General features: G+C 71.6%; 22 protein-coding genes and 1 pseudogene. 17 read left to right on the top strand and 6 right to left on the bottom strand.

Annotated features, from left to right (window positions below; translation table 11 throughout):
* Positions 1–74: 74 nt before the first annotated feature.
* The 4 genes and pseudogenes from msrB to ACWDCZ_RS11265 form a co-directional block, all read right to left on the bottom strand.
* A pseudogene (msrB, locus tag ACWDCZ_RS11280) lies at positions 75–476 on the bottom strand (peptide-methionine (R)-S-oxide reductase MsrB); the annotation flags it as partial.
* 40 nt (positions 477–516) lie between these two features.
* Positions 517–1,926, bottom strand: coding sequence for a UDP-N-acetylmuramate--L-alanine ligase (gene murC / locus ACWDCZ_RS11275; protein ID WP_074001683.1), 1,410 nt, complete (start codon positions 1,924–1,926; stop codon positions 517–519).
* Positions 1,927–2,046: 120 nt separating this feature from the next.
* Complete coding sequence (locus tag ACWDCZ_RS11270; RefSeq protein ID WP_107086353.1) at positions 2,047–2,508, bottom strand: indole-3-glycerol phosphate synthase; 462 nt, start codon at positions 2,506–2,508, stop codon at positions 2,047–2,049.
* 57 nt (positions 2,509–2,565) lie between these two features.
* Positions 2,566–3,351 (bottom strand): pyrimidine reductase family protein, encoded by a 786-nt coding sequence (locus ACWDCZ_RS11265; RefSeq protein ID WP_074001682.1) that lies wholly within the window; start codon positions 3,349–3,351, stop codon positions 2,566–2,568.
* 126 nt (positions 3,352–3,477) lie between these two features.
* Here ACWDCZ_RS11265 and zapE point away from each other — a divergent pair, with 126 nt between their 5' ends.
* The 6 genes from zapE (at position 3,478) to ACWDCZ_RS11235 (ending at position 9,466) form a co-directional block, all read left to right on the top strand.
* Complete coding sequence (gene zapE / locus ACWDCZ_RS11260) at positions 3,478–4,524, top strand: cell division protein ZapE (RefSeq protein WP_241852830.1); 1,047 nt, start codon at positions 3,478–3,480, stop codon at positions 4,522–4,524.
* 58 nt (positions 4,525–4,582) lie between these two features.
* On the top strand, positions 4,583–4,960 hold the full coding sequence (locus ACWDCZ_RS11255; RefSeq protein WP_074001680.1) for a type II toxin-antitoxin system RelE/ParE family toxin: 378 nt from the start codon (positions 4,583–4,585) through the stop codon (positions 4,958–4,960).
* Positions 4,957–5,265, top strand: a complete 309-nt coding sequence (locus ACWDCZ_RS11250; RefSeq protein WP_359817162.1) for a helix-turn-helix domain-containing protein — start codon at positions 4,957–4,959, stop codon at positions 5,263–5,265. The genes ACWDCZ_RS11255 and ACWDCZ_RS11250 overlap by 4 nt, the downstream gene beginning before the upstream one ends.
* Before the next feature lie 44 nt (positions 5,266–5,309).
* On the top strand, positions 5,310–7,400 hold the full coding sequence (gene uvrB, locus ACWDCZ_RS11245) for an excinuclease ABC subunit UvrB (RefSeq protein ID WP_049649602.1): 2,091 nt from the start codon (positions 5,310–5,312) through the stop codon (positions 7,398–7,400).
* 280 nt (positions 7,401–7,680) lie between these two features.
* Positions 7,681–8,259: a TerD family protein gene (locus ACWDCZ_RS11240; protein ID WP_049649603.1), complete on the top strand. Its 579-nt coding sequence runs from the start codon at positions 7,681–7,683 to the stop codon at positions 8,257–8,259.
* Between the two features lie 226 nt (positions 8,260–8,485).
* A complete protein-coding gene (locus ACWDCZ_RS11235) occupies positions 8,486–9,466 on the top strand; it encodes a TerC family protein (RefSeq protein ID WP_449815798.1) in 981 nt (326 codons plus the stop codon).
* A 138-nt stretch (positions 9,467–9,604) separates the two neighbouring features.
* Here the strand turns inward: ACWDCZ_RS11235 and ACWDCZ_RS11230 are convergent, their stop codons facing one another.
* On the bottom strand, positions 9,605–10,258 hold the full coding sequence (locus ACWDCZ_RS11230) for an MBL fold metallo-hydrolase (protein ID WP_049649605.1): 654 nt from the start codon (positions 10,256–10,258) through the stop codon (positions 9,605–9,607).
* A 48-nt stretch (positions 10,259–10,306) separates the two neighbouring features.
* Positions 10,307–11,035 carry a maleylpyruvate isomerase family mycothiol-dependent enzyme gene (locus ACWDCZ_RS11225; protein ID WP_117489947.1) on the bottom strand — a complete coding sequence of 243 codons (729 nt, stop codon included), beginning with the start codon at positions 11,033–11,035 and terminating at the stop codon, positions 10,307–10,309.
* A gap of 279 nt (positions 11,036–11,314) precedes the next feature.
* Here ACWDCZ_RS11225 and uvrA point away from each other — a divergent pair, with 279 nt between their 5' ends.
* The 11 genes from uvrA (at position 11,315) to ACWDCZ_RS11170 (ending at position 24,318) form a co-directional block, all read left to right on the top strand.
* The gene (gene uvrA / locus ACWDCZ_RS11220) at positions 11,315–14,227 is read left to right on the top strand and encodes an excinuclease ABC subunit UvrA (RefSeq protein ID WP_049649607.1); all 2,913 of its coding nucleotides are present in this window, start codon (positions 11,315–11,317) and stop codon (positions 14,225–14,227) included.
* A gap of 107 nt (positions 14,228–14,334) precedes the next feature.
* On the top strand, positions 14,335–14,769 hold the full coding sequence (locus ACWDCZ_RS11215; RefSeq protein ID WP_380744579.1) for a Rieske (2Fe-2S) protein: 435 nt from the start codon (positions 14,335–14,337) through the stop codon (positions 14,767–14,769).
* A gap of 84 nt (positions 14,770–14,853) precedes the next feature.
* A complete protein-coding gene (uvrC, locus tag ACWDCZ_RS11210; protein ID WP_049649609.1) occupies positions 14,854–16,893 on the top strand; it encodes an excinuclease ABC subunit UvrC in 2,040 nt (679 codons plus the stop codon).
* Between the two features lie 118 nt (positions 16,894–17,011).
* A complete protein-coding gene (gene rapZ, locus ACWDCZ_RS11205) occupies positions 17,012–17,896 on the top strand; it encodes an RNase adapter RapZ (protein WP_234348205.1) in 885 nt (294 codons plus the stop codon).
* Positions 17,897–17,959: 63 nt separating this feature from the next.
* On the top strand, positions 17,960–19,057 hold the full coding sequence (locus ACWDCZ_RS11200; protein ID WP_079271949.1) for a gluconeogenesis factor YvcK family protein: 1,098 nt from the start codon (positions 17,960–17,962) through the stop codon (positions 19,055–19,057).
* Positions 19,048–20,028 carry a DNA-binding protein WhiA gene (whiA, locus tag ACWDCZ_RS11195; protein WP_049649611.1) on the top strand — a complete coding sequence of 327 codons (981 nt, stop codon included), beginning with the start codon at positions 19,048–19,050 and terminating at the stop codon, positions 20,026–20,028. Before ACWDCZ_RS11200 ends, whiA begins: the two co-directional genes overlap by 10 nt.
* 307 nt (positions 20,029–20,335) lie before the next feature.
* Positions 20,336–21,343: a type I glyceraldehyde-3-phosphate dehydrogenase gene (gene gap / locus ACWDCZ_RS11190; RefSeq protein ID WP_049649612.1), complete on the top strand. Its 1,008-nt coding sequence runs from the start codon at positions 20,336–20,338 to the stop codon at positions 21,341–21,343.
* A gap of 154 nt (positions 21,344–21,497) precedes the next feature.
* Positions 21,498–22,709 (top strand): phosphoglycerate kinase, encoded by a 1,212-nt coding sequence (locus ACWDCZ_RS11185; protein WP_449815797.1) that lies wholly within the window; start codon positions 21,498–21,500, stop codon positions 22,707–22,709.
* Between the two features lie 6 nt (positions 22,710–22,715).
* Complete coding sequence (gene tpiA, locus ACWDCZ_RS11180; RefSeq protein ID WP_049649614.1) at positions 22,716–23,501, top strand: triose-phosphate isomerase; 786 nt, start codon at positions 22,716–22,718, stop codon at positions 23,499–23,501.
* A gap of 87 nt (positions 23,502–23,588) precedes the next feature.
* Positions 23,589–23,825: a preprotein translocase subunit SecG gene (secG, locus tag ACWDCZ_RS11175; protein ID WP_049649615.1), complete on the top strand. Its 237-nt coding sequence runs from the start codon at positions 23,589–23,591 to the stop codon at positions 23,823–23,825.
* Between the two features lie 205 nt (positions 23,826–24,030).
* On the top strand, positions 24,031–24,318 hold the full coding sequence (locus ACWDCZ_RS11170) for an RNA polymerase-binding protein RbpA (RefSeq protein WP_030238413.1): 288 nt from the start codon (positions 24,031–24,033) through the stop codon (positions 24,316–24,318).
* The last annotated feature ends 91 nt before the right edge of the window (positions 24,319–24,409 follow it).

Raw genomic sequence — 24,409 nt, 5'->3', positions numbered from 1 at the left:
GCCTGCATCGCCACCCTCGCGACCCTCAGCCTGGTGCTGCCGACCTTCACCACCACCTCGCCCGGCCCCCACATCTCGGCCGGCTTCAGCGTCAGCGAGACGCTGTTGATGCAGTAGCGCTGGTCCGTCGGCGTGCCGTAGCCCTCGCCCTCGAAGACGTGCCCGAGGTGCCCGCCGCAGCGGGCGCAGCGCACCTCGACCCGGCGCATGCCGAGCGAGGTGTCCTCGATGTACTGGACCCGGTCCCCGGCCAGCGGCGCGTAGTAGGACGGCCAGCCGCAGTGGCTGTCGAACTTGGTCTCGGAGCTGAACAGTTCGGCCCCGCAGGCCCGGCAGCCGTAGACGCCGACGGTCTTGGAGTCGGTGTACTCACCGGTGAACGGCCGCTCGGTGCCCGCCTCGCGGAGCACGTGGTACTCCTCGGGGCTGAGCTGGGCGCGCCACTCGGCCTCGGTCTTCTCGATCTCGTAGCTCATCACGGGCTCCCGGTCGCGGTGGACGTCGGACGGACGTACGTCAGACGTTGGAAGCAACGTTCGCGAGGTGCCGCAGGATTTCCGGGCCGAGGTTGGTGACGTCACCGGCGCCCATGGTGAGCAGCAGGTCGCCCGGGCGGGCGAGGCCGGCCAGCAGGGCGGGGGCGGCGGCGAAGGAGTGCTCCGCGGTGACCTCGGCGCCGGCCCGGCGGGCCGCGTCGATGATCAGCTCGCTGGTCACGCCGGGGATCGGGTCCTCGCGGGCCGGGTAGATGTCCAGCACCACCGAGGCGTCGGCCAGCGCCAGGGCCTGGCCCATCTCCTCGGAGAGCTGCTGGGTGCGGCTGAACAGGTGCGGCTGGAAGACCACCAGCACCCGGCCCCCGCCGGTCAGGCCCTCGCGGATGGCCTCCAGATCGGCGGTCATCTCGGTGGGGTGGTGGGCGTAGGAGTCGATCACCTGGACCCCGCCGGCCTCGCCCTTGAGCTGGAGGCGGCGGCGCACGCCGGTGTAGGCGCCGAGCGCCTTGGCCAGGTCGGCGGCCGGGACGCCCAGCGCGACGCCGGCGGCCAGCGCGGACACCGCGTTGTGGGCGTAGTGGCGGCCGGGCACCGAGACGGTGAAGCTCAGCTCGGCGCCGTCCAGCAGGACGGTGACCTCGCTGGTCATGCCGTGGGCGACCACCGAGAGCACCCGCAGGTCGGCGTCCTCGGCGGAGCCGACCGTCACCACGTTCAGGCCCTCGCGGCCGGCCACCCGGGAGGTGAGCTCGCGGGCGCCGTCGTGGTCGGCCGAGACCACCAGGGTGCCGCCGGGGACGATCCGGCCGACGAAGGTCTCGAAGGACTCGTAGATCTCCTCGATCGACGCGTAGTTGGCGTGGTGGTCCAGCTCCACGTTGAGCACGATCGCCACCTCGGGCGCGTACTTGTGGAAGCTGCGGTCGCTCTCGTCCGCCTCGGCGACGAAGATCTCGCCGGTGCCGTGGTGGGCGTTGGAGCCGGGCGCGTCGAGGTCGCCGCCGATCGCGTAGGACGGGTCCAGGCCCAGCTCGCCGAGGGCGACGGCGAGCATGCTGGTGGTGGTGGTCTTGCCGTGGGTGCCGGCCACCGCCAGCGCCCGGCGCCCGCCCATCAGCGCCGCCAGCGCGTCGGAGCGGTGCACCACCGGGATGCCGCGCTCGTGGGCGGCCACCAGCTCCGGGTTGTCGGCCCGGATCGCGCTGGAGACGACCACGCTGCTGGTGCCGTCCGGCACGTGCTCGGCGGCGTGGCCGACGTGCACGGTGGCGCCGAGGGCGCGCAGCGCGAGGACGGTCTCGGACTCCTTGGAGTCGCTGCCCGAGACGCTGGCCCCGCGCACGGCGAGGATCTTCGCCAGGCCGGACATCCCGGCGCCGCCGATGCCGATGAAGTGCGGGGCGTGCAGGTCGTGCGCGGCGTCGTTCAAGGCGTGGCTCCGTAGGGGCGGGGGCAGACAGGGCGGGCGGACGGGTCGGGAAGACGGAATCGTCCTCGCGGGCGGACCGCAAGGACGATTCTGCACCACCGGCGTGCCGGGCCGGTCGGGTCAGGAGTCGCTGGCGAAGAGCCTGAGCACGGGGACGCCCACCTTGTGCCGGGCCTGGGAGGCCCAGTCGCGGTGGAAGAACTCCTCCACGAAGTGCGGTGAGGTGAGCACCACGACCTCGTCCGCCCGCTGCTCCCCGACGACCGCGCGCAGCCGCTCCAGCGGCTTCTCCCCGACCAGCTCGCCGACCGCCTCGGCCCCGGCCGAGCGCAGGTGGCGCAGGCTGTGCTCCAGCGACTCGCCGGCCACGGTCGGACCGCTCTCGGACTCGTCGTGCTCGTGCACCACCTTGTCGAGGTGGCCGAGGGCGACGTCGTCGAGCGCCCGCAGCAGTTCGTCCTGCCGGCCGCGCGGCTGCATCAGGACGACGAAGGACACCTTCTCCTCGCCGTGGAGCGTGGTGACGAGCTCCACGTCCGCGTCGGAGAGAGCCTTTTCGATCATCAGTACCGTCTTGAACACGTGAGTCCCTTCCAGTGGCCGGCCCCCGGGCCCCGGCATCCCATAACGGGATCACGATCAGGGGGTCACGGGGTTGTCCGAACCGGGGTGACGCAGGTAGCGGGTGAAGAGGAATCCTTTCTGCTCGATCAATGAGACCAGCCGCATCCGCTGCACGTCCGGCATTCGGGCATCGTGCAGGATGCGCGGCGCGTCGCCGCCGGTGAGCAGCGGAGCCAGCGACAGGCACAGCTCGTCCAGCAGGCCGGCCGCCGCCAGCTGCCCCAGCAGGCGCGGGCCGCCCTCGGTCAGCAGCCTGGTCCAGCCCCGTTCGGCCAGGGCCGCCACGCCCGCCCGCAGGTCCACCGAACCGGTGCCGGCGAGCACCAGGTCGGCCACCCCGGCGACCGCCCGGCGGCGCTCCGCGGGGGCGTCCTCGGTGGTGACGACCACCGTCCTGACCAGCGGCTCGGTGAACAGCGGCGCGGTCAGGTCCAGCTCCAGCGAGCGGCTCACCACGGCGATCGCCGGGGCGGGCGCCTGCCCCGCCGCCGCCCGGGCCGCCGCGAACTCCTTGCGGGCCCGGGCCGGCCGGTAGCCCTCGGCGCGGACCGTCTCCGCGCCCACCACTACCACGTCCGACAGCGCCCGCAGCACCCCGAAGATCCGCTTGTCGGCATCGCCGGAGAGGCCCTCGGACAGCCCGTCCAGCTTGGCCCCGCCGTCCAGGCCGGACACCATGTTGGCGCGCAGCCAGGGGCGCCCCTGATTCACCTGTTCGGGGTACGCGTAGACGGCGGCGAGCGATTCCAGTGCGGCCGGATCGGCGAGCCGCCCGCCCAGCGGGCTGATCAACTGTTGCATGTCCCCAGTCTTCCACCGCGGGCCGTGGGCCGTTCGGGGCCGCGGGTCGTTCGGACGGCGTACGGGGCAGGCGTACCCTCTACTGATGTGCCCGCAGCCTCCCACTCCGCAACCGCGACCGAGCCGATAGCAGCCGCACACGCCTCCGGCTCCCCGATCGCGCTCACCGACCGCCGACCCGTCGTGCCCGCCGAGCGGCTGGTCGCCGAGATGGTCCCGCCGCCCCGGTTCGCCGACGTGAGCTTCGGGACGTACATTCCGGACCCGACCCAGCCGAGCCAGTACGAGGCCGTCCAGGTCCTGGAGCAGTTCGCGGCGACCCTCGGCGGAGGAAACGGTTCCGCGCCCAAGCGCAGCTGGTTCCGCCGCTCCGCCCCCGCGCCCACCGGCCCGGCCGGGGTCTACCTCGACGGCGGCTACGGCGTCGGCAAGACCCACCTGCTCGCCTCGCTCTGGCACGCCGCCCCCGGCCCCAAGGCCTTCGGCACCTTCGTCGAGCTGACCAACCTGGTCGGCGCGCTCGGCTTCCAGCAGGCCGTGCGGACCCTCTCCGGGCACACGCTGCTCTGCATCGACGAGTTCGAGCTCGACGACCCGGGCGACACCGTGCTGGTCTCCACCCTGCTCGGCCGGCTGGTCGACAACGGCGTGAAGCTGTGCGCCACCTCGAACACCCTGCCGGAGAAGCTCGGCGAGGGCCGCTTCGCCGCCGCCGACTTCCTGCGCGAGATCCAGGGCCTGTCCGCGCACTTCCGCCCGATGCGGATCGACGGCCAGGACTACCGCCACCGCGGCCTGCCGGACGCCCCGCCGCCGTACACCGACGAGGCCGTCACGGCCGCCGCGGCCCGCACCCCCGGCGCCTCGCTGGACGACTTCGACGCCCTGCTCGCCCACCTCTCCGCCGTCCACCCCAGCCGCTACGGCGCGCTGCTGGACGACGTCGCCGCGGTCTGCCTGCGCGGCGTCCGCCAGATCGACGACCAGTCCACCGCGCTGCGCCTGGTCGTGCTGGCCGACCGGATGTACGACCGCGAGCTGCCGATCACCGCCTCCGGCCTCCCCTTCGACCAGGTCTTCCCGGAGGAGATGCTGCGCGGCGGCTACCGCAAGAAGTACCTGCGCGCCATCTCCCGCCTGGTCGCCCTCGCCCGGGACAGCGCCAAGGCCTGACCCGTGACCCTCCCCCTCGCCCGGCAGTTGTTCCCACTGCCGAGCGAGGGGGAGAGGCATGACCGGTGACGAGTCCAGGGCGGGCTACGGGATCGAGATCGAGCCCGAGGTGCGGGTGTGGCTCCAGAACTGCCCGACCGTCGAGTACCGGGCGGCCGAACGCGCCGCCGACCGCCTCGCCGAGGACGGCGAGGCGCTGTCGTTCCCGTTGGCGAGCCACCTGGGCGGCCCGCTGCGCGAGTTGCGGATCGGGTCCATGCGCATCACGTACTGGCTCGCGCCGGGGCGGAGGGCTGTGCTGCTGACGGTCTTCCGCAAGACTAGGAACCGCGAGACCGATCAGGTCGAACGGGCGCGCCGCGCGCAGAAGGTCTGCGAGGCGGAGCACGGGCCCGCCGCCGATCACGAGATCTACGACCGGGAGGAGCAGCGATGAGCAGCGGCTACCACACCCGTTGGACCGTGCCGGCGGAGCACCGGGAGAGCGAGGAGTACCGCGCGGCCGGGCGGCGGATGGCGCTGGCCGAGGCCGTGTACGCCCGACGCTCCGCGCTCGGGTGGACACTCGCCGAGCTCGCCGAGCGGGCCGGGCTGGACGAGGAGACCGTCGAGGGCATCGAGGAGAGCGGGGTCGATCCGACCCTTCCGCTGATCGAGCGACTCGCCGCCGCCTTCGACTCCGTCGTGCGGATCGATCCCGCCCGGGAGCCGGCCATGAGCTTCGAGGCCCACGCGGCCTGATCGAACCGGCCTCGCTTGTCGGTGGTGGGTCGTACCGTTGAGTGGTGCGTCCCATCACGAGTATTGAGCGGTCCGTGGCGCCTTTCGAGGTCGTCAGCCCCTTCCAGCCGAACGGTGACCAGCCGGCGGCGATCGCCGAGCTGGAACGGCGGATCAGGGGAGGGGAGAAGGACGTCGTGCTGCTCGGTGCCACCGGCACCGGCAAGTCGGCCACCACGGCCTGGATGATCGAGAAGCTGCAGCGGCCCACCCTGGTGATGGCGCCGAACAAGACGCTGGCCGCGCAGCTGGCGAACGAGTTCCGCGAGCTGCTGCCGAACAACGCGGTCGAGTACTTCGTCTCGTACTACGACTACTACCAGCCCGAGGCGTACGTCCCGCAGACGGACACCTACATCGAGAAGGACTCCTCGATCAACGAGGAGGTCGAGCGGCTGCGCCACTCGGCGACGAACTCGCTGCTCACCCGCCGGGACGTGGTGGTGGTGGCCTCGGTCTCCTGCATCTACGGCCTCGGCACCCCGCAGGAGTACGTGGACCGGATGGTGCGGCTCAAGGTCGGCGAGGAGATCGACCGGGACGAGCTGCTGCGCCGCTTCGTCGACATCCAGTACGCCCGAAACGACGTGGCCTTCACCCGCGGCACCTTCCGGGTCCGCGGCGACACCATCGAGATCTTCCCGGTCTACGAGGAGCTCGCCGTCCGGATCGAGATGTTCGGCGACGAGATCGAGGCGCTGTACACCCTGCACCCGCTCACCGGCGAGATCATCAGCCAGGACGACTCGGTCCACGTCTTCCCCGCCTCGCACTACGTGGCCGGCCCCGAGCGGATGGAGCGCGCGGTCAACGGCATCGAGGCGGAGCTGGCGCTGACGCTCGCGAAGCTGGAGAAGCAGGGCAAGCTGCTGGAGGCCCAGCGGCTGCGGATGCGCACCACCTACGACATCGAGATGCTGCGCCAGATCGGCACCTGCTCGGGCGTCGAGAACTACTCGATGCACTTCGACGGCCGCGAGCCCGGCTCCCCGCCGAACACCCTGCTCGACTACTTCCCGGAGGACTTCCTCCTGGTCATCGACGAGTCGCACGTCACCGTCCCGCAGATCGGCGCGATGTACGAGGGCGACGCCTCGCGCAAGCGCACCCTGGTCGAGCACGGCTTCCGGCTGCCCTCCGCGATGGACAACCGTCCGCTGAAGTGGGAGGAGTTCCTGGAGCGGACGGACCAGACGGTCTACCTGTCGGCGACGCCCGGCCCGTACGAGCTGTCGCGCGGGGACGGCCAGGTCGAGCAGATCATCCGCCCGACCGGTCTGATCGACCCCGAGGTGATCGTCAAGCCGACCGAGGGCCAGATCGACGACCTGGTGCACGAGGTCCGCAAGCGGGTCGAGCGGGACGAGCGCGTCCTGGTCACCACGCTGACCAAGAAGATGGCCGAGGACCTCACCGACTACATGCTCGGCCTGGACATCCGGGTCCGGTACCTGCACAGCGACGTGGACACCCTGCGCCGGGTGGAGCTGCTGCGCGAGCTGCGGGCGGGCCGGTACGACGTGCTGGTCGGCATCAACCTGCTGCGCGAGGGCCTGGACCTGCCCGAGGTGTCGCTGGTGGCGATCCTGGACGCGGACAAGGAGGGCTTCCTGCGCTCCGGCACCTCGCTGATCCAGACGATCGGCCGCGCGGCCCGCAACGTCTCCGGCCAGGTCCACATGTACGCGGACAAGATCACCCCCGCGATGGAGAAGGCCATCGACGAGACCAACCGCCGCCGGGCCGTGCAGCAGGCCTACAACAAGGAGCACGGGATCGACCCGCAGCCGCTGCGCAAGAAGATCGGCGACATCCTGGACACCCTCGCCCGCGAGGACGTGGACACCGACGAGCTGCTCTCCACCGGCTACCGGAACCAGGGCAAGGGCAAGGCCCCGGTCCCGGCGCTGGGGGCGGAGCGCAAGCCGGCCAAGTCCCTGCCGGCCGCCGAACTGGCGGACCTGATCCAGGAGATGACCGACCGGATGCACACGGCCGCCGCCGACCTCCAGTTCGAGGTCGCGGCCCGGCTGCGCGACGAGGTCAAGGAGCTGAAGCGGGAGCTGCGGCAGATGCGCGAGGCCGGAGTGGCGTAGCCGCACCCGCGGGGGCGCACCCGCCGGGCGCACCCGTACGGCGCCGGGCCTGGCCGGAATGACACCGGTCAAGTCCGCGGGTGTCTCAGCCTTGCCACAAACGGGCAGACCCGGGGGAGCCCGGGGTGCCGCAGGCCCTAGGCTGGCCTGCGGCATCGTGCCCTCGGGACGGGGTTTGCGGGCCGTACGCAGAGGGGGCCTCAGCCGGGGGACGGCGACGGGGTGTTCCACCGTGGAGCCGCTCGGCTGTGACCGCGCGGCCGGCAGAGAGGACAACGTCGTGTCGGTGAACCTGGCCAAGGGGCAGCGGGTCAGCCTCCAGAAGGGGCAGGGCGGCGCCCTGACCGTGGTCCGGATGGGCCTCGGCTGGCAGGCCGCCCCCAAGCGCGGGCTGTTCGGCAGCCGCACCCGGAAGATCGACCTGGACGCCTCGGCGCTGCTGTACGCCGAGCGGACCCCGTCCGACGTGGTGTTCTTCTCGCACCTGGAGAGCAACGACGGCTCCGTGCGGCACACCGGCGACAACCTGGAGGGCGGCTCCGGGGCCGAGGACGACGAGGCGATCCTGGTCGACCTGGTGCACGTGCCCGTGAACATCACCCAGGTGGTGTTCACGGTGAGCTCGTACACCGGGCAGACCTTCGCCGAGGTGCAGAGGGCGCACTGCCGGCTGGTGGACGAGGCCACCGGGCTGGAGCTGGCCCGCTACGAGCTGGCGGGCGGCGGGCCGCACACCGGGCAGATCATGGCCAAGGTGGTCCGGGACGGCGATGGCGGCTGGGAGATGCAGGCGATCGGCGCGCCGGCGAAGGGGCGGACCTTCCAGGACCTGCTGCCGGCGATCGAGCCGTTCCTGTAGCCGGCCGCGTAGCCGGTCCAGCAGCCCGCTCCGCGCGGTTCTTTACCTTCTTTACCTTCCCTTGGGATTGCTGTTACTCTCGTTGGCAGCGGAGGGGAGTATTCCTCGACAGCCGACCCCGTCATCACGGGTGCCCGTCGTGGCACCCCGGGGCGCTGGCCCGACGGGCGGAAGAGACCTCCGGCAGTGACGATGACTGTCTCGCCTACCTGCCGGAGGAGCAGTAGTGGACGTTTCCGTAACCATGTGGGTTTCCACGATCCTGGTGCTGATCGCACTGGTCGTGGCGGACTTCTTCATCGGAGGGCGCAAGCCGCACGAGGTCTCGATCAAGGAGGCCGGGATCTGGACGGCCGTCTGGGTCGCCCTGGCGGTGCTCTTCGGCGGCTTCCTCTGGTGGCACTCCGGTGGGGAGCCGGCGGGCGAGTTCTTCGCCGGCTACATCACCGAGAAGTCGCTCAGTGTCGACAACCTCTTCGTGTTCATCCTGATCATGGGCAAGTTCGCGGTGCCCAGGATCTATCAGCAGCGCGTGCTGATGTTCGGTGTGATCATCGCGCTGGTGCTCCGGGCGGTGTTCATCGCCGGCGGTGCCGCGCTGGTCGCCGAGTTCTCCTGGGTGTTCTTCATCTTCGGCGCCTTCCTGATCTGGACGGCCTGGAAGCTGATCAAGGAGGCCCGCGCCGAGGACGAGGGCGACGAGGAGTTCGAGGAGAACCGTGTCCTCAAGTCGATCACCCGCCGCTTCCCGGCCACCGAGGACTACCGCGGCACCAAGCTGTTCGTCCGGGAGAACGGCCGCCGGCTGATCACCCCGATGCTGGTCGTCATGCTGGCGATCGGCACCACCGACGTGCTGTTCGCGCTGGACTCGATCCCGGCGATCTTCGGCCTGACCCAGGACCCGTACATCGTCTTCACCGCCAACGCCTTCGCCCTGATGGGGCTGCGCCAGCTGTACTTCCTGATCGGCGGCCTGCTGAAGAAGCTGGTCCACCTGTCGTACGGCCTGTCGGTGATCCTCGGCTTCATCGGCGTGAAGCTGGTGCTGCACGCCGCGCACGAGGCGGGCGCGACCTGGGCCCCGGAGATCGGCATCCCGTTCTCGCTGGGCTTCATCGTGGTCGTCCTGGCGGTCACCACCTTCACCAGCCTGCGGGCCGCGAAGAAGGCCGAGTCCGCCGAGCAGGAGAAGCTCGACGCCTGACGCCTGACGCCTGACGCCTGACGCCTGACGCCTGACGCCTGACGCCTGACGTTCCTGCGCCGCACGGCGCCGGGCACCGCCGAGGCCCCCGCGACCGGAAACGGTCACGGGGGCCTCGGCCGTGCGGCGGGGGAGGGGCTACCAGCCGCGCTCGCGCCACTCGTCGAGGTGCGGGCGCTCGGCGCCGACGGTGGTGTCGGAGCCGTGGCCGGGGTAGACCCAGGCCTCGTCGGGGAGGGCGTCGAAGATCTTCTCGGTGACGTCCCGGTAGAGGGTCCGGAAGGCCTCCGGGTCGCCCCAGGTGTTGCCGACGCCGCCCGGGAAGAGGCAGTCGCCGGTGAAGACGTGCTGGTGGCCCTGCGGGTCGTCGTAGACGAGCACGATGGCGCCCGGGGTGTGGCCGACCAGGTGCCGGACGGTGAGCTCCACCTCGCCGACCCGGAGCGTGTCGCCGTCCGCGAGCAGCAGCTCGGTGGGGACGTCGATGCCCTCGGCGTCGTGCTCGCCGGCGGCCGTCCGGGCACCGGTGGTGGCGACCACCTCGGCCAGCGCGCCCCAGTGGTCGTGGTGGCGGTGGGTGGTGACCACCGTCTCGAGGTCGTCCCCGACGGTCTCCAGCAGCACCGGCGCGTCGGCGGCCGCGTCGATCAGGAGCTGTTCGTCGGTGGCCCGGCAGCGCAGCAGGTAGGCGTTGTTGTCGTACGGGCCGACGGCCACCTTGGTGATGATCAGGTGGGCCAGTTCCCGCACGTCCGGCGGTCCGCCGACCTTGACCGCTCCGTGGTACGTCATCCGTCTGCTCCTCGTCGTGTGGATCTCCCTGGCATCATCCTCGCGCCGTCAGCCCATGGGGGGAAGCGGGGGCAGGGCGGTGTCGGGGGTGCGGTGCAGGGCGTCGCCGGCGGAGCGGCCGGAGAGCCAGGCGGTGAGGGCGCGGACGGGGCCCCGGACGGTGAGGGCGGGCTCGCCGGTGCCGATGACGGCGCGGTCGTCGGTGTCGTCGGCGACCAGCTCGACGGCCGGCAGGCCGGCCTCCCCGGCCAGGCCGGCGGCGAGCTTGCGGAACTGGGCGACGGCGAAGTCCTCCGGCCAGTCCGCCGGGGTGTGGCCGGCGGCCAGGTCGACGTGGTGGTACTCCAGCTCCAGCAGGCGCTTGTGCGGGATCTGGTGGGCCGGGAAGACGTAGCCGAAGCGGTGCTTGACGGACGCCGCCCAGGCGTCGTCGGTCAGCTGCGCGGCGGCGGCCAGGAAGCGCTCGTGGGACGCGCGCAGGTCGGCGAGGTGGGCGTCGAGCGGGCGGGGCGCGTCGCGCTCGATGTCCTGGTCGCGGGCCTCGTGGCTGGCGTACTGCGGGACGTCGGTGCCGGTGCGGGCGCCGGTCAGCAGGTTGACCAGGGAGTCGGCGTTGCGGGCGAGGTGGGCCAGCACGTGGCCCTTCGTCCAGCCGGGGAGGGCGGAGGGCTCGGCGACGGCGTCGGGCTTCAGCCCGGCGACGGTGCGCAGCAGGCGCCCGGTGCTCTCCTCGACCTGGCCGAGCCAGGAGTCGGCGGCGGACCTCGGGTCGGTCATCGAATCTGCCTTCCGTGCGGAACGGGGCGTTGCCCGGAGCGGGCTTCGCTCGTTGACCAGGTGACGCTACCGCCGAATCCGGGCCCTGAGCAGGGGGTTTTCGGGTACGCGCACCGTGCGGGTACGGACGGCCCGGGGGGTGGCCTCACTCGTTCGGGTGGTCCCGGCTGGACAAGGTCGATATTCGAACGTCTGAGCTATAGGCTGGCTGCCGCATCCTGGAAGAAGCAGCACATCCCAACGCAAGCCCTCTCGCCCCGGAGAAAGGCGCCAGAAGCAGTGGCCGACCGCCTCATCGTCCGCGGTGCTCGCGAGCACAACCTCAAGAACGTCTCGCTCGACCTGCCCCGCGACTCCCTCATCGTCTTCACGGGCCTCTCCGGCTCCGGCAAGTCCTCGCTCGCCTTCGACACGATCTTCGCCGAGGGCCAGCGCCGCTACGTCGAGTCGCTGTCCTCCTACGCCCGTCAGTTCCTCGGGCAGATGGACAAGCCCGACGTGGACTTCATCGAGGGCCTCTCCCCGGCCGTCTCGATCGACCAGAAGTCCACCAACCGCAACCCCCGTTCGACCGTCGGCACCATCACCGAGGTCTACGACTACCTGCGCCTGCTGTTCGCCCGGATCGGCAAGCCGCACTGTCCGCACTGCGGCCGCCCGATCGCCAAGCAGTCGCCGCAGGCGATCGTGGACAAGGTGCTGGAGCTCGCCGAGGGCACCCGGTTCCAGGTGCTCAGCCCGGTGGTGCGCGAGCGCAAGGGCGAGTTCGTCGACCTCTTCGCCGACCTCCAGTCCAAGGGCTACTCCCGCGCCCGGGTCGACGGCGGGACGATCCAGCTCGCCGAGCCGCCGAAGCTCAAGAAGCAGGAGAAGCACACCATCGAGGTGGTCATCGACCGCCTGACCGTGAAGGACAGCGCCAAGCGGCGGCTCACCGACTCGGTGGAGACGGCCCTACGGCTGTCCGGCGGCATGGTCGTGCTCGACTTCGTCGACCTCCCCGAGGACGACCCGGAGCGCGAGCGGATGTACTCCGAGCACCTCTACTGCCCGTACGACGACGTGTCGTTCGAGGAGCTGGAGCCGCGCTCGTTCTCCTTCAACTCGCCGTTCGGCGCCTGCCCGGACTGCTCGGGCCTGGGCAACCGGATGGAGGTCGACCCGGAGCTGGTGGTGCCCGACGTCGAGCGCTCGCTGGACGAGGGCGCGATCCACCCGTGGTCGGCCGGGCACGCCAAGGAGTACTTCCAGCGCCTGATCGACGCGCTGGCCGGGGAGCTCGGCTTCCGCACCGACATCCCCTGGGCCGGGCTGCCCGCCCGCGCGAAGAAGGCGCTGCTGTACGGGCACAAGCACCAGGTGGAGGTCCGCTACCGCAACCGCTTCGGCCGCGAGCGCTCGTACAGCACCGGCTTCGAGGGCGCGATCCCGTTCATCCAGCGCCGGCACACCGAGGCGGAGAGCGACAGCAGCCGCGAGCGCTTCGAGGGCTACATGCGCGAGGTGCCCTGCCCGACGTGCCAGGGCACCCGGCTCAAGCCGGTGGTCCTCGCGGTCACCGTCGAGGGCAGGTCGATCGCCGACGTCTCCTCGATGTCGATCAGCGACTGCTCCGAGTTCCTCGGCGCGATGCGGCTCAACGCCCGGGACAAGCAGATCGCCGAGCGGGTCCTCAAGGAGGTCAACGAGCGGCTGCGCTTCCTGGTCGACGTCGGCCTGGACTACCTCTCGCTCGACCGCGCGGCCGGCACCCTGTCCGGCGGCGAGGCCCAGCGCATCCGGCTGGCCACCCAGATCGGCTCCGGCCTGGTCGGCGTGCTGTACGTGCTGGACGAGCCGTCCATCGGCCTGCACCAGCGGGACAACCACCGGCTGATCGAGACGCTGGTGCGGCTGCGCGACATCGGCAACACCCTGATCGTCGTCGAGCACGACGAGGACACCATCAAGACGGCGGACTGGGTGGTCGACATCGGCCCGGGCGCCGGCGAGCACGGCGGCAAGGTGGTGCACTCCGGTTCGCTGAAGCAGCTGCTCACCAACAAGGAGTCGCTGACCGGCCAGTACCTCTCCGGCAAGCGGTCCATCCCGATCCCGGCCACCCGCCGCGAGCGGGACAAGAAGCGCCAGCTGACGGTCCACGGCGCCCGCGAGCACAACCTCAAGGACGTCACGGTCGGCTTCCCGCTCGGCACCTTCACCGCGATCACCGGCGTCTCCGGCTCCGGCAAGTCGACGCTGGTCAACGACATCCTGTACACCCACCTCGCCCGGGAGCTGAACGGCGCCCGCAGCGTGCCCGGCCGGCACACCCGGATCACCGGCACCGACCAGGTGGACAAGGTGGTGCACGTCGACCAGTCGCCGATCGGCCGCACCCCGCGCTCCAACCCGGCCACCTACACCGGGGTGTTCGACCACGTCCGCCGGCTCTTCGCGGAGACGCAGGAGGCCAAGGTCCGCGGCTACCTGCCCGGCCGGTTCTCCTTCAACGTCAAGGGCGGCCGCTGCGAGAACTGCTCGGGCGACGGCACCATCAAGATCGAGATGAACTTCCTGCCGGACGTCTACGTGCCGTGCGAGGTCTGCCACGGCGCCCGGTACAACCGGGAGACGCTGGAGGTCCACTACAAGGGCAAGTCCATCGCCGAGGTGCTGGACATGCCGATCGAGGAGGCGCTGGGCTTCTTCGAGGCCGTCCCGGCGATCGCCCGGCACCTGCGGACGCTCAACGACGTCGGCCTCGGCTACGTCCGGCTCGGCCAGTCGGCGCCGACGCTCTCCGGCGGCGAGGCGCAGCGCGTCAAGCTCGCCTCGGAGCTCCAGAAGCGCTCCACCGGGCGGACGGTCTACGTGCTGGACGAGCCCACCACCGGCCTGCACTTCGAGGACATCAGCAAGCTGATCAAGGTGCTCAGCGGGCTGGTGGAGAAGGGCAACACGGTGATCGTCATCGAGCACAACCTCGATGTGATCAAGACCGCCGACTGGATCGTCGACATGGGCCCCGAGGGCGGCTCCGGCGGCGGCACCGTGGTCGCCGAGGGCACCCCGGAGCAGATCGCCGCCGTCCCGGAGAGCCACACCGGCAAGTTCCTGCGGGACATCCTGCCGGCCGGTTTCGCGGACGCCCCGGCCGCCGCCCCGGCGAAGAAGGCGCCGCGCAAGCGCGCGGCCGCCGCGAAGAAGTAGCCCCGTCCGCCCACCCCGCCGCACCCGGGGACTCCCGGGAGCGGCGGGGTGGGCGCGACATAGACTTCCGTGGTCCCCGCACCAGCCGTACCCGTAGGAGCGCACCGATGTCCGAGGCCCCCGAGACCAGCCCCACCGCCTCCCGCCGCACCGTGCTCTGCGGGGCCGCGGCCGTCCTGGCGGCCGGCGGCACCGTGGCGGTCACCGGGTGCAGCTCCTCGTCCTCCGGCGGCAGCGCCCCCAAGGGCCCGGTCGACCTCGGCCCGGCCTCGGCCGTGCCGGAGGGCGGCGGCAAGGTCTTCCGCGAGCAGAAGATCGTGGTGACCCAGCCCACCGCCGGCCAGTACAAGGCGTTCAACGCCCGGTGCACCCACGCCGGCTGCCTCGTGGACCAGGTCAAGAACAACCAGATCCAGTGCCCCTGCCACGGCAGCCGGTTCGCCATCACCGACGGCGCCGTGCAGGACGGACCGGCCTCCTCCCCGCTGCCCGCCTACACCGTCACGGTCGAGGCCGGCAACCTCAAGGTGACCCCGAGCTGACCGAGTTGAGCGCCTCCCGACCGCCACGGTCCCCCCTGACGATCTCCGCCCCGCGGCCCCGGCCCCACTCGGTACGGTGGACCCATGGCTGACCCGAGCACCTACCGCCCGGCGCCCGGTGCGATCCCGACCTCCCCCGGCGTCTACAAGTTCCGCGACGCCCACGGCCGGGTCATCTACGTCGGCAAGGCCAAGAGCCTGCGGCCGCGCCTGTCGTCCTACTTCCAGGACCTGGCCGGCCTGCACCCGCGCACCGCGACCATGGTCACCACCGCCGCCTCGGTGGAGTGGACGGTGGTCGCCACCGAGGTCGAGGCGCTCCAGCTGGAGTACTCCTGGATCAAGGAGTACGACCCGCGGTTCAACGTCAAGTACCGCGACGACAAGAGCTATCCGGAGCTCGCCGTCACCCTGAACGAGGAGTACCCGCGGGTCCAGGTGATGCGCGGGGCGCACAAGAAGGGCGTGCGCTACTTCGGCCCGTACGGGCACGCCTGGGCGATCCGCGAGACGGTCGACCTGCTGCTGCGCGTCTTCCCCGTCCGCACCTGCTCCAACGGCGTCTTCAAGCGCGCCCGCCAGGTCGGCCGGCCCTGCCTGCTCGGCTACATCGGCAAGTGCGCCGCGCCCTGCGTCGGCAAGGTCTCGGCGGACGAACACCGCGCGCTGGCCGAGGACTTCTGCGACTTCATGGCCGGGCGCACCGGCAACTACCTGCGCCGGCTGGAAGACGAGATGCAGGAGGCCGCCGCCGAGCTGGAGTACGAGAAGGCGGCCCGGCTGCGGGACGACATCGGCGCCCTCAAGCGCGCGATGGAGAAGAACGCCATCGTGCTCGCCGACGCCACCGACGCCGACCTGCTGGCCCTGGCCGAGGACGAACTCGAGGCCGCCGTGCAGATCTTCCACGTCCGCGGCGGCCGGGTGCGCGGCCAGCGCGGCTGGGTCACCGACAAGGTCGAGGACGTCGACACCGCAGGCCTGGTCGAGCACGCCCTCCAGCAGCTCTACGGCGGCGGCGAGTCCGTCCCGCGCGAGGTGCTCGTCCCCGCCCTGCCGGAGCCCGCGGAGCCGGTCCGCGAGTGGCTCGGCGGCCTGCGCGGCAGCCAGGTCGACCTGCGCGTGCCCCAGCGCGGGGACAAGAAGGACCTGATGGCCACCGTGCAGCGCAACGCCCAGCAGGCGCTGGCACTGCACAAGACCAAGCGCGCCTCCGACCTCACCACCCGCAGCCGCGCCCTCCAGGAGATCGCCGACGCGCTGGAGCTGGACTCCGTCCCGCTGCGCATCGAGTGCTACGACATCTCCCACCTCCAGGGCGAGGACGTGGTCGCCTCGATGGTCGTCTTCGAGGACGGCCTGGCCCGCAAGAGCGAGTACCGGCGCTTCCAGATCAGGGGCTTCGAGGGCCAGGACGACGTCCGCTCGATGCACGAGGTGATCAGCCGGCGCTTCCGCCGCTACCTCCAGGAGCGCGAGCAGACCGGCGAGTGGGCCGTCCCCGAGGAGGACGACCCCGACACCGGCGCCGGCGGCACCCGGGACGAGGAGGGCCGCCCCAAGCGCTTCGCCTACCCGCCCCAGCTGCTGGTCGTCGACGGCGGCCAGCCGCAGGTCGCCGCCGCCAGGCGCGCCCTGGACGAACTCGGCATCGACGACGTCGCGCTGTGCGGCCTGGCCAAGCGACTGGAGGAGGTCTGGCTGCCCGGCGAGGACGACCCGGTGGTGCTGCCCCGCTCCAGCGAGGGCCTCTACCTGCTCCAGCGGGTCCGCGACGAGGCGCACCGCTTCGCGATCAGCTATCAGCGCAACAAGCGTTCCAAGCGACTCACCGCCGGGGAACTGGACTCCGTCCCGGGCCTCGGCGAGACTCGCCGCCGGGCGCTGCTCAAGCACTTCGGTTCGCTGAAGAAGCTCCGGGCCGCCACCGTGGACGAGCTCTGCGAGGTACCCGGCATCGGACGCCGCACCGCGCAGACTGTTGCGGAGGCGTTGTCGTCCCGTACACCCGCCGCACCCGCGGTCAACACCGCGACCGGCGAGATCATCGAGGACGGGGCCGAGCAGGCCGCCGGGCCGGTGGCCGCAGCACCCCAGACCGCACCATCCCAGGAGACGCCATGACGGCCGACGCCGCCCGTCAGCCGGTGTGCCCCGGCCCCGCCCGCCTGCCCGGGCCGGGGAAGGGCGGCCGAGCCGTACGCGTACTCCCCAGCAGAAAGACCGAGAGCGGGGAACCGAAGTGACCGTGTCAGACGTGGCCGAGAACGCGCCGGAGCTGGTGATCATCTCCGGTATGTCCGGAGCCGGCCGCTCCACCGCCGCCAAGTGCCTGGAGGACCTCGGCTGGTTCGTGGTGGACAACCTGCCGCCGGCCCTGATCCCGACCATGGTCGACCTGGGCGCCCGTTCCCAGGGCAACGTCGCCCGGATCGGCGTGGTCGTGGACGTCCGCGGCCGGCAGTTCTTCGACGACCTGCTCACCTCGCTGGACGAGCTGGAGAAGCGCGGCGTCCGGCTGCGGGTCGTCTTCCTGGACTCCTCCGACGAGGCGCTGGTGCGCCGCTTCGAGAGCGTCCGCCGCCCGCACCCGCTGCAGGCCGACGGCCGGATCGTGGACGGCATCGCCCTGGAGCGCGACCTGCTGCGCGACCTGCGCGGCGAGGCCGACCTGGTGATCGACACCTCCAACCTCAACGTGCACCAGCTGCGCGCCAAGCTGGACGCCCAGTTCGCCGACCACGACGAGCCCGAGCTGCGCGCCACCGTGATGTCCTTCGGCTTCAAGTACGGCCTGCCGGTCGACGCCGACCTCGTGGTGGACTGCCGCTTCCTGCCCAACCCGCACTGGGTGCCCGAACTGCGGGCCCGTACCGGCACCGACGCGGACGTCGCCGGCTACGTCTTCCAGCAGCCCGGAGCCAACGAGTTCCTGGACGGCTACGCCCAGCTGCTGCGCATCATCACCGAGGGATACCGCCGCGAGGGGAAGCGCTACATGACGCTTGCCGTAGGCTGCACCGGTGGCAAGCACCGAAGCGTCGCCATGTCCGAGCGTCTGACCAAGCGTCTCATCGCCGACGGAGTCGAGACGGTGCTCGTCCACCGTGACATGGGACGGGAGTAACCGCCGCCGCCCTGCCGGGCCCGCCGGCGGAGTGGTCGGCGGGCCGAGGAACGCGAGGTGAGTGTGGCGGGATACGTGCCCGGGCGGCAGCCGCAGAGCAGGACCGGTGACCGGGCGGGCAGCCCGGCCCGGCCCACGGCGCCGGGCCGTCCGCGCAGCAGTCCCGCCCGCGCCAACCCGGCCCCGAGGATCACCGCGCTCGGCGGCGGGCAGGGCCTGTCGGCCTCGCTGTCCGCACTTCGTCGGCTCACCAGCGACCTCACCGCCGTGGTCACCGTCGCCGACGACGGCGGCTCCAGCGGCCGGCTGCGCGAGGAGCTGGGCGTGCTGCCTCCGGGCGACCTGCGCAAGGCGCTGGCCGCGCTGTGCGGGGACGACGACTGGGGCCGCACCTGGTCCGAGGTGATCCAGCAGCGCTTCACCGGCAACGGCGAGCTCGGCGGCCACGCCGTCGGCAACCTGCTGATCGTCGCGCTCTGGGAGAAGCTGGGCGACCCGGTCGCCGCGCTGGACTGGGTCGGCCGGCTGCTCAACGTGCAGGGCCGGGTGCTGCCGATGTCGGCGGTGCCGCTGGACATCGAGGCGACCGTCCGCGGCCACGACCCGGCGCGCCCCGGCGAGGTCACGGCCGTCCGCGGCCAGGCCGACGTCGCGGTGACCCCGGGCACCGTGCAGTCGATCCGGCTGCTGCCGGACGAGCCGCCCGCCGTCCCGGAGGCGGTCACCGCCGTCCGGGAGGCGGACTGGGTGGTGCTCGGCCCCGGCTCCTGGTTCACCAGCGTGCTGCCGCACCTGCTGGTGCCCGAGCTGGCCGCGGCGCTCACCGAGACCCGCGCCCGCCGCCTGCTCACCCTGAACCTGGCCCCCCAGCCCGGGGAGACCGAGGGCTTCACCCCGCAGCGCCACCTGGAGGTCATCGCCGACCACGCTCCGAACCTCGCGGTGGATGCGATCCTGGTGGACGAGCGCGCCGTCACCGGCGGGGCCTTCGGCCAGGCCGACCTGGACGGCCTGGCGAAGGCCGCCGAACGGATGGGCGCGGCTCTGGTGCTCGGCTCGGTGGCCCGCACCGACGGGACGCCGCGACACGACCCCGAGCTGTTGGCGGCAGCGTACGACCGGATTTTCCGGACACATGGAAGGATCGGGCCATGGCGATGACTCCAGCGGTGAAGGACGAGATCAGCCGGCTCCCGGTCACCCGGGCCTGCTGTCGCAAGGCGGAGGTGTCGGCGATCCTGCGGTTCGCGGGCGGGCTGCACATCGTGAGCGGCCGCATCGTGATCGAGGCGGAGCTCGACACCGGAGCGGCGGCACGGCGGCTGCGCAAGGACCTGCTGGAGATCTTCGGGCACTCCTCCGACCTGGTGGTGATGGCCCCCGGCGGGCTGCGCCGCGGCAGCCGCTTCGTGGTCAGGGTCGTCAAGGACGGCGAGCTGCTCGCGCGCCAGACCGGGCTCGTGGACGGCCGCGGACGCCCGATCCGGGGCCTGCCCCCGGCAGTCGTCTCCGGGGCCACCTGCGACGCCGAGGCGGCCTGGCGCGGGGCCTTCCTGGCGCACGGCTCGCTCACCGAGCCGGGCCGCTCCTCCTCGCTGGAGATCACCTGCCCCGGCTCCGAGGCCGCCCTCGCCCTGGTCGGCGCCGCCCGTCGGCTCGGCATCCCGGCCAAGGCCCGCGAGGTGCGCGGCGTGGACCGGGTGGTGATCCGCGACGGCGACGCGATCGGCGCCCTGCTGACCCGGCTCGGCGCGCACGAGTCGGTGCTCGCCTGGGAGGAGCGCCGGATGCGGCGCGAGGTGCGCGCCACCGCCAACCGGCTGGCCAACTTCGACGACGCCAACCTGCGCCGCTCGGCCCGCGCCGCGGTGGCGGCCGGCGCCCGGGTGGCCCGCGCGCTGGAGATCCTCGGCGACGAGGTGCCCGAGCACCTGGCCGCGGCCGGCCAGCTGCGGATGCAGCACAAGCAGGCCTCGCTGGAGGAGCTGGGCGCGCTCGCCGACCCGCCGCTGACCAAGGACGCGGTGGCCGGCCGGATCCGCCGCCTGCTGGCGATGGCAGACAAGCGGGCCTCCGAGCTGGGCCTGCCCAGCACCGAGGCGAGCCTCACCGACGAGATGGCGATGAACTGACGCCCACGGTCACACCCCGTGATCACGAAGGCCGGTGCCCGGACCCCCCGGGTGCCGGCCGCGGTCGTTTCCGGACAGCCGCGACACTCCCGAATTGGTAGAGACCACTGAGCTGGGACCAACTGCCCGGCGGGCCAGGGCCGGACGGCCTGAAATGGGGTTTGGGGCACGCCACGCCCGGTCTCACCAGGCGGCGCGATGTGCCGTCCCAGGCCCCGGAGGGGTAGGGTCGTAGGCGGTCGGGGACTTCCCAAATCTCACCCCCGCCGGGCCTCGCGCCCGGCGTACCTAACGAGGAGATCGGTTCGTGACGATCCGGGTAGGCATCAACGGCTTCGGCCGCATCGGCCGCAACTTCTTCCGCGCGGTCAAGGCTCAGGGCGCGGACATCGAGATCGTCGGTGTCAACGACCTCACCGACACGAAGACCCTGGCTCACCTGCTCAAGTACGACACCACCCTGGGCACCCTCCAGGCCGAGGTCTCGCACACCGAGGACAGCATCACCGTCGACGGCCACACCTTCAAGGTGACCGCCGAGCGTGACCCCGCGAACCTCCCGTGGGCCGCCCTGGGCGCCGACATCGTCGTCGAGTCCACCGGCATCTTCACCAAGGCCGAGGCCGCGAAGAAGCACCTCGCCGCCGGCGCGAAGAAGGTCATCATCTCGGCGCCCGCCACCGACGAGGACGTCACCATCGTCCTGGGTGTCAACGACGAGAAGTACGACGCCGCCAACCACCACGTCATCTCCAACGCCTCGTGCACCACCAACTGCGTGGCGCCGATGGCGAAGGTCCTGAACGAGAGCTTCGGCATCGTCAAGGGTCTGATGACCACCGTCCACGCGTTCACCAACGACCAGGTGACCCTGGACTTCCCGCACAAGGACCTGCGCCGTGCTCGTGCGGCCTCGCAGAACATCATCCCGACCTCGACCGGTGCCGCCAAGGCGACCGCCCTGGTCCTGCCGGAGCTGAAGGGCAAGCTGGACGGCACCTCGCTGCGCGTCCCGGTCCCGACCGGCTCCATCACCGACCTGGTCGTGACCCTCGAGCGCGAGGTCACCAAGGACGAGGTCAACGCGGCCTTCCAGAAGGCCGCCCAGGAGGGCCCGCTCAAGGGCATCCTGGCCTACACCGAGGACCCGATCGTCTCCTCGGACATCGTGAACGACCCGCACTCCTGCATCTTCGACTCGCAGCTGACCATGGTCCAGGGCAACCAGGTCAAGGTGCTCGGCTGGTACGACAACGAGTGGGGCTACTCGAACCGCGTGGTCGACCTGGTCGGCCTCGTCGGCGGGCAGCTCTGACCTCGCGGGAGCTGACGTGATGTAGGGGCGAGGGCCTGGTCGGCGTACGGTGCCGACCGGGCCCTCGTTCCGCGCTCAAGGACTTCTCAGGCGGCCCCTGCGCCGTGCCGCCTCACTGCGCATCAACCATCTCCCCAGGAGAATCCGAATCCCCGTGAAGACCATCGAAGAGCTCATCGAAGCCGGTGTCGAAGGCAAGCGCGTCTTCGTGCGCGCCGACCTGAACGTGCCGCTGGACGGCAGCACGATCACCGACGACGGCCGCATCCGCGCCGTCGCGCCGACCATCGCCAAGCTGGCCGCGGCCGGCGCGAAGGTGGTCGTCGCCTCGCACCTCGGCCGTCCCAAGGGCGCGCCGGACCCGCAGTTCTCGCTCGCCCCGGCGGCCGAGCGCCTCGGCGAGATCCTCGGCAAGGGCGTCGCCTTCGCCACCGACACCGTCGGTGACAGCGCCGCGGCCACCGTCGCCGCGCTGGCGGACGGCGAGGTCGCGCTGCTGGAGAACCTGCGCTTCAACGCGGGCGAGACCAGCAAGGACGACGCCGAGCGCAAGGCCTTCGCCGAGCAGCTGGCCGCGCTGGCCGACCTGTACGTGGGCGACGGCTTCGGCGCCGTGCACCGCAAGCACGCCTCGGTCTTCGACCTGCCGGCCCTGCTGCCGCACGCCGCGGGCGACCTGATCGCCACCGAGGTCGGCGTGCTGAAGAAGCTCACCGAGGACGTGGCCCGCCCGTACGTGGTGGTGCTCGGCGGCGCCAAGGTCTCCGACAAGCTCGGCGTGATCGACAACCTGCTGGAGAAGGCCGACCGGATCCTGATCGGCGGCGGCATGGCGTACACCTTCCTCAAGGCCAAGGGCCACGAGGTCGGCATCTCGCTGCTCCAGGCCGACCAGATCCCGACCGTCCTGGAGTACCTGGCCCGGGCCGAGGCGCGCGGCGTCGAGTTCGTGCTGCCGGTCGACGTCCTGGTCTCCGCCGAGTTCCCGGACCTCAAGACCAAGGCCCCGGCGAACCCCTCGACCGTCGCCGCGGACGCCATCCCGGCCGACCAGGAGGGCCTGGACATCGGCCCCGGGACCCGCGAGCTGTACGCGGCCAAGCTGGCCGACGCGGGCACCGTGTTCTGGAACGGCCCGATGGGCGTCTTCGAGCACCCGGACTACGCGAACGGCACCAAGGCCGTCGCGCAGGCCCTGCTCGACAGCGACGCGTTCACCGTGGTCGGTGGCGGCGACTCCGCCGCGGCCGTCCGCATCCTGGGCTTCGACGAGACGAAGTTCGGGCACATTTCGACCGGCGGCGGCGCCAGCCTCGAGTACCTGGAGGGCAAGACCCTCCCCGGTCTCGCCGCTCTGGAGGACTGACAGCACATGACCGACCGTCTCCCGCTGATGGCGGGCAACTGGAAGATGAACCTCAACCACCTTGAGGCCATCCAGCACACCCAGAAGCTGGCCTTCGCGCTGGCCGACAAGGACTACGCGGCCGTCGAGGTCGCCGTCCTGGTGCCGTTCACCGACCTGCGCTCGGTGCAGACCCTGGTCTTCGGCGACAAGCTGAAGATCAAGTACGGCTCGCAGGACATCTCGCAGCACGACGGCGGGGCCTACACCGGCGAGGTCTCCGGCCCGATGCTGGCCAAGCTCCAGTGCACCTACGCGGTGATCGGCCACTCCGAGCGCCGCCAGTACCACGGCGAGAACGAGGAGATCGTCAACGCCAAGGTGAAGGCCGCCTACCGCGCCGGGGTCACCCCGATCCTGTGCGTCGGCGAGCCGCTGGAGATCCGCAAGGCCGGCACCCACGTCGAGTACACCCTGGCCCAGCTGGACGGCGGCCTGGCCGACGTCCCGGCCCACCAGGCCGAGTCGATCGTGGTCGCCTACGAGCCGGTCTGGGCGATCGGCACCGGCGAGGTGGCCACCCCGGAGGACGCGCAGGAGGTCTGCGCCGCCATCCGCGGGCGGATCGCCGAGCTGTACGACGCCGAGCTGGCCGGCAAGGTCCGGGTGCTGTACGGCGGTTCGGTGAAGTCGTCGAGCGCGGCCGGCCTGATGGCCAAGCCCGACATCGACGGCGGCCTGGTCGGCGGTGCCTCGCTGGACGCCGACGAGTTCGTCAAGATCGTGCGCTACCGTGAGCAGGCAGTAGGCTAACGCCGCCGCAGCAACGTAGGCTTTGGGGCCGGACCGCCGTACGCGGCCCGGCCCCTTCGCCGAAGATACGAGAGAGTTGGTCCCGTCGTGGTTCTCGGGTTCTCGATTGCCCTGATCATCTTCAGTCTGCTGATGATCCTTCTGGTGCTGCTGCACAAGGGGAAGGGCGGCGGCCTGTCCGACATGTTCGGCGGTGGCTCGATGTCCACCGGCGGCGGTTCGGCGGTGGCCGAGCGCAACCTGGACCGCATCACCATCGTGGTCGGCCTGGGCTGGTTCGCCTCCATCATCGTCCTCGGCCTGCTGATGAAGTCCTCGGTCTGACGTAACCCTGACGCCCCGTCGCCCGAGCGCCTATCCTGGGACGGTCGGGTGCGGAGGCGGTGGTGGCGGAGGCTTAACTCCTGCTTACACTAGGACGACTTTCGCCACCGACGCGCACCGCGGCGGGTCGGCGCACCAGTACGCAGGGAGTCAGACCGTGGCAAGTGGCAATGCCATCCGTGGCAGCAGGGTCGGGGCCGGCCCGATGGGCGAGGCGGAGCGCGGCGAGTCCGCCCCGCGCAACCGGATCTCCTTCTGGTGCGCGAACAAGCACGAGACCCGTCCCAGCTTCGCGGCCGAAGCGGCGATCCCGGACACCTGGGACTGCCCGCGCTGCGGCTTCCCGGCCGGCCAGGACCAGCACAACCCGCCGGCGCCCTCGCGCAACGAGCCGTACAAGACCCACCTCGCCTACGTCCGCGAGCGGCGCACCGACGCCGACGGCGAGGCGATCCTGGCCGAGGCGCTGGCGAAGCTCCGCGGCGAGATCTGAGCGGAGCGCCGGAGCGGAACGCAGCGGTCCGGACAGAACAGCGCGAAGGGCGCCCCCGTCGGTGACGGTGGCGCCCTTCGGCGTTGCCGGA

The sequence above is a fragment of the Kitasatospora sp. NPDC001225 genome (assembly GCF_053597855.1).
Note: the sequence above shows the minus strand (reverse complement) of the source record. Positions and strands in the feature narration are given on the sequence as shown.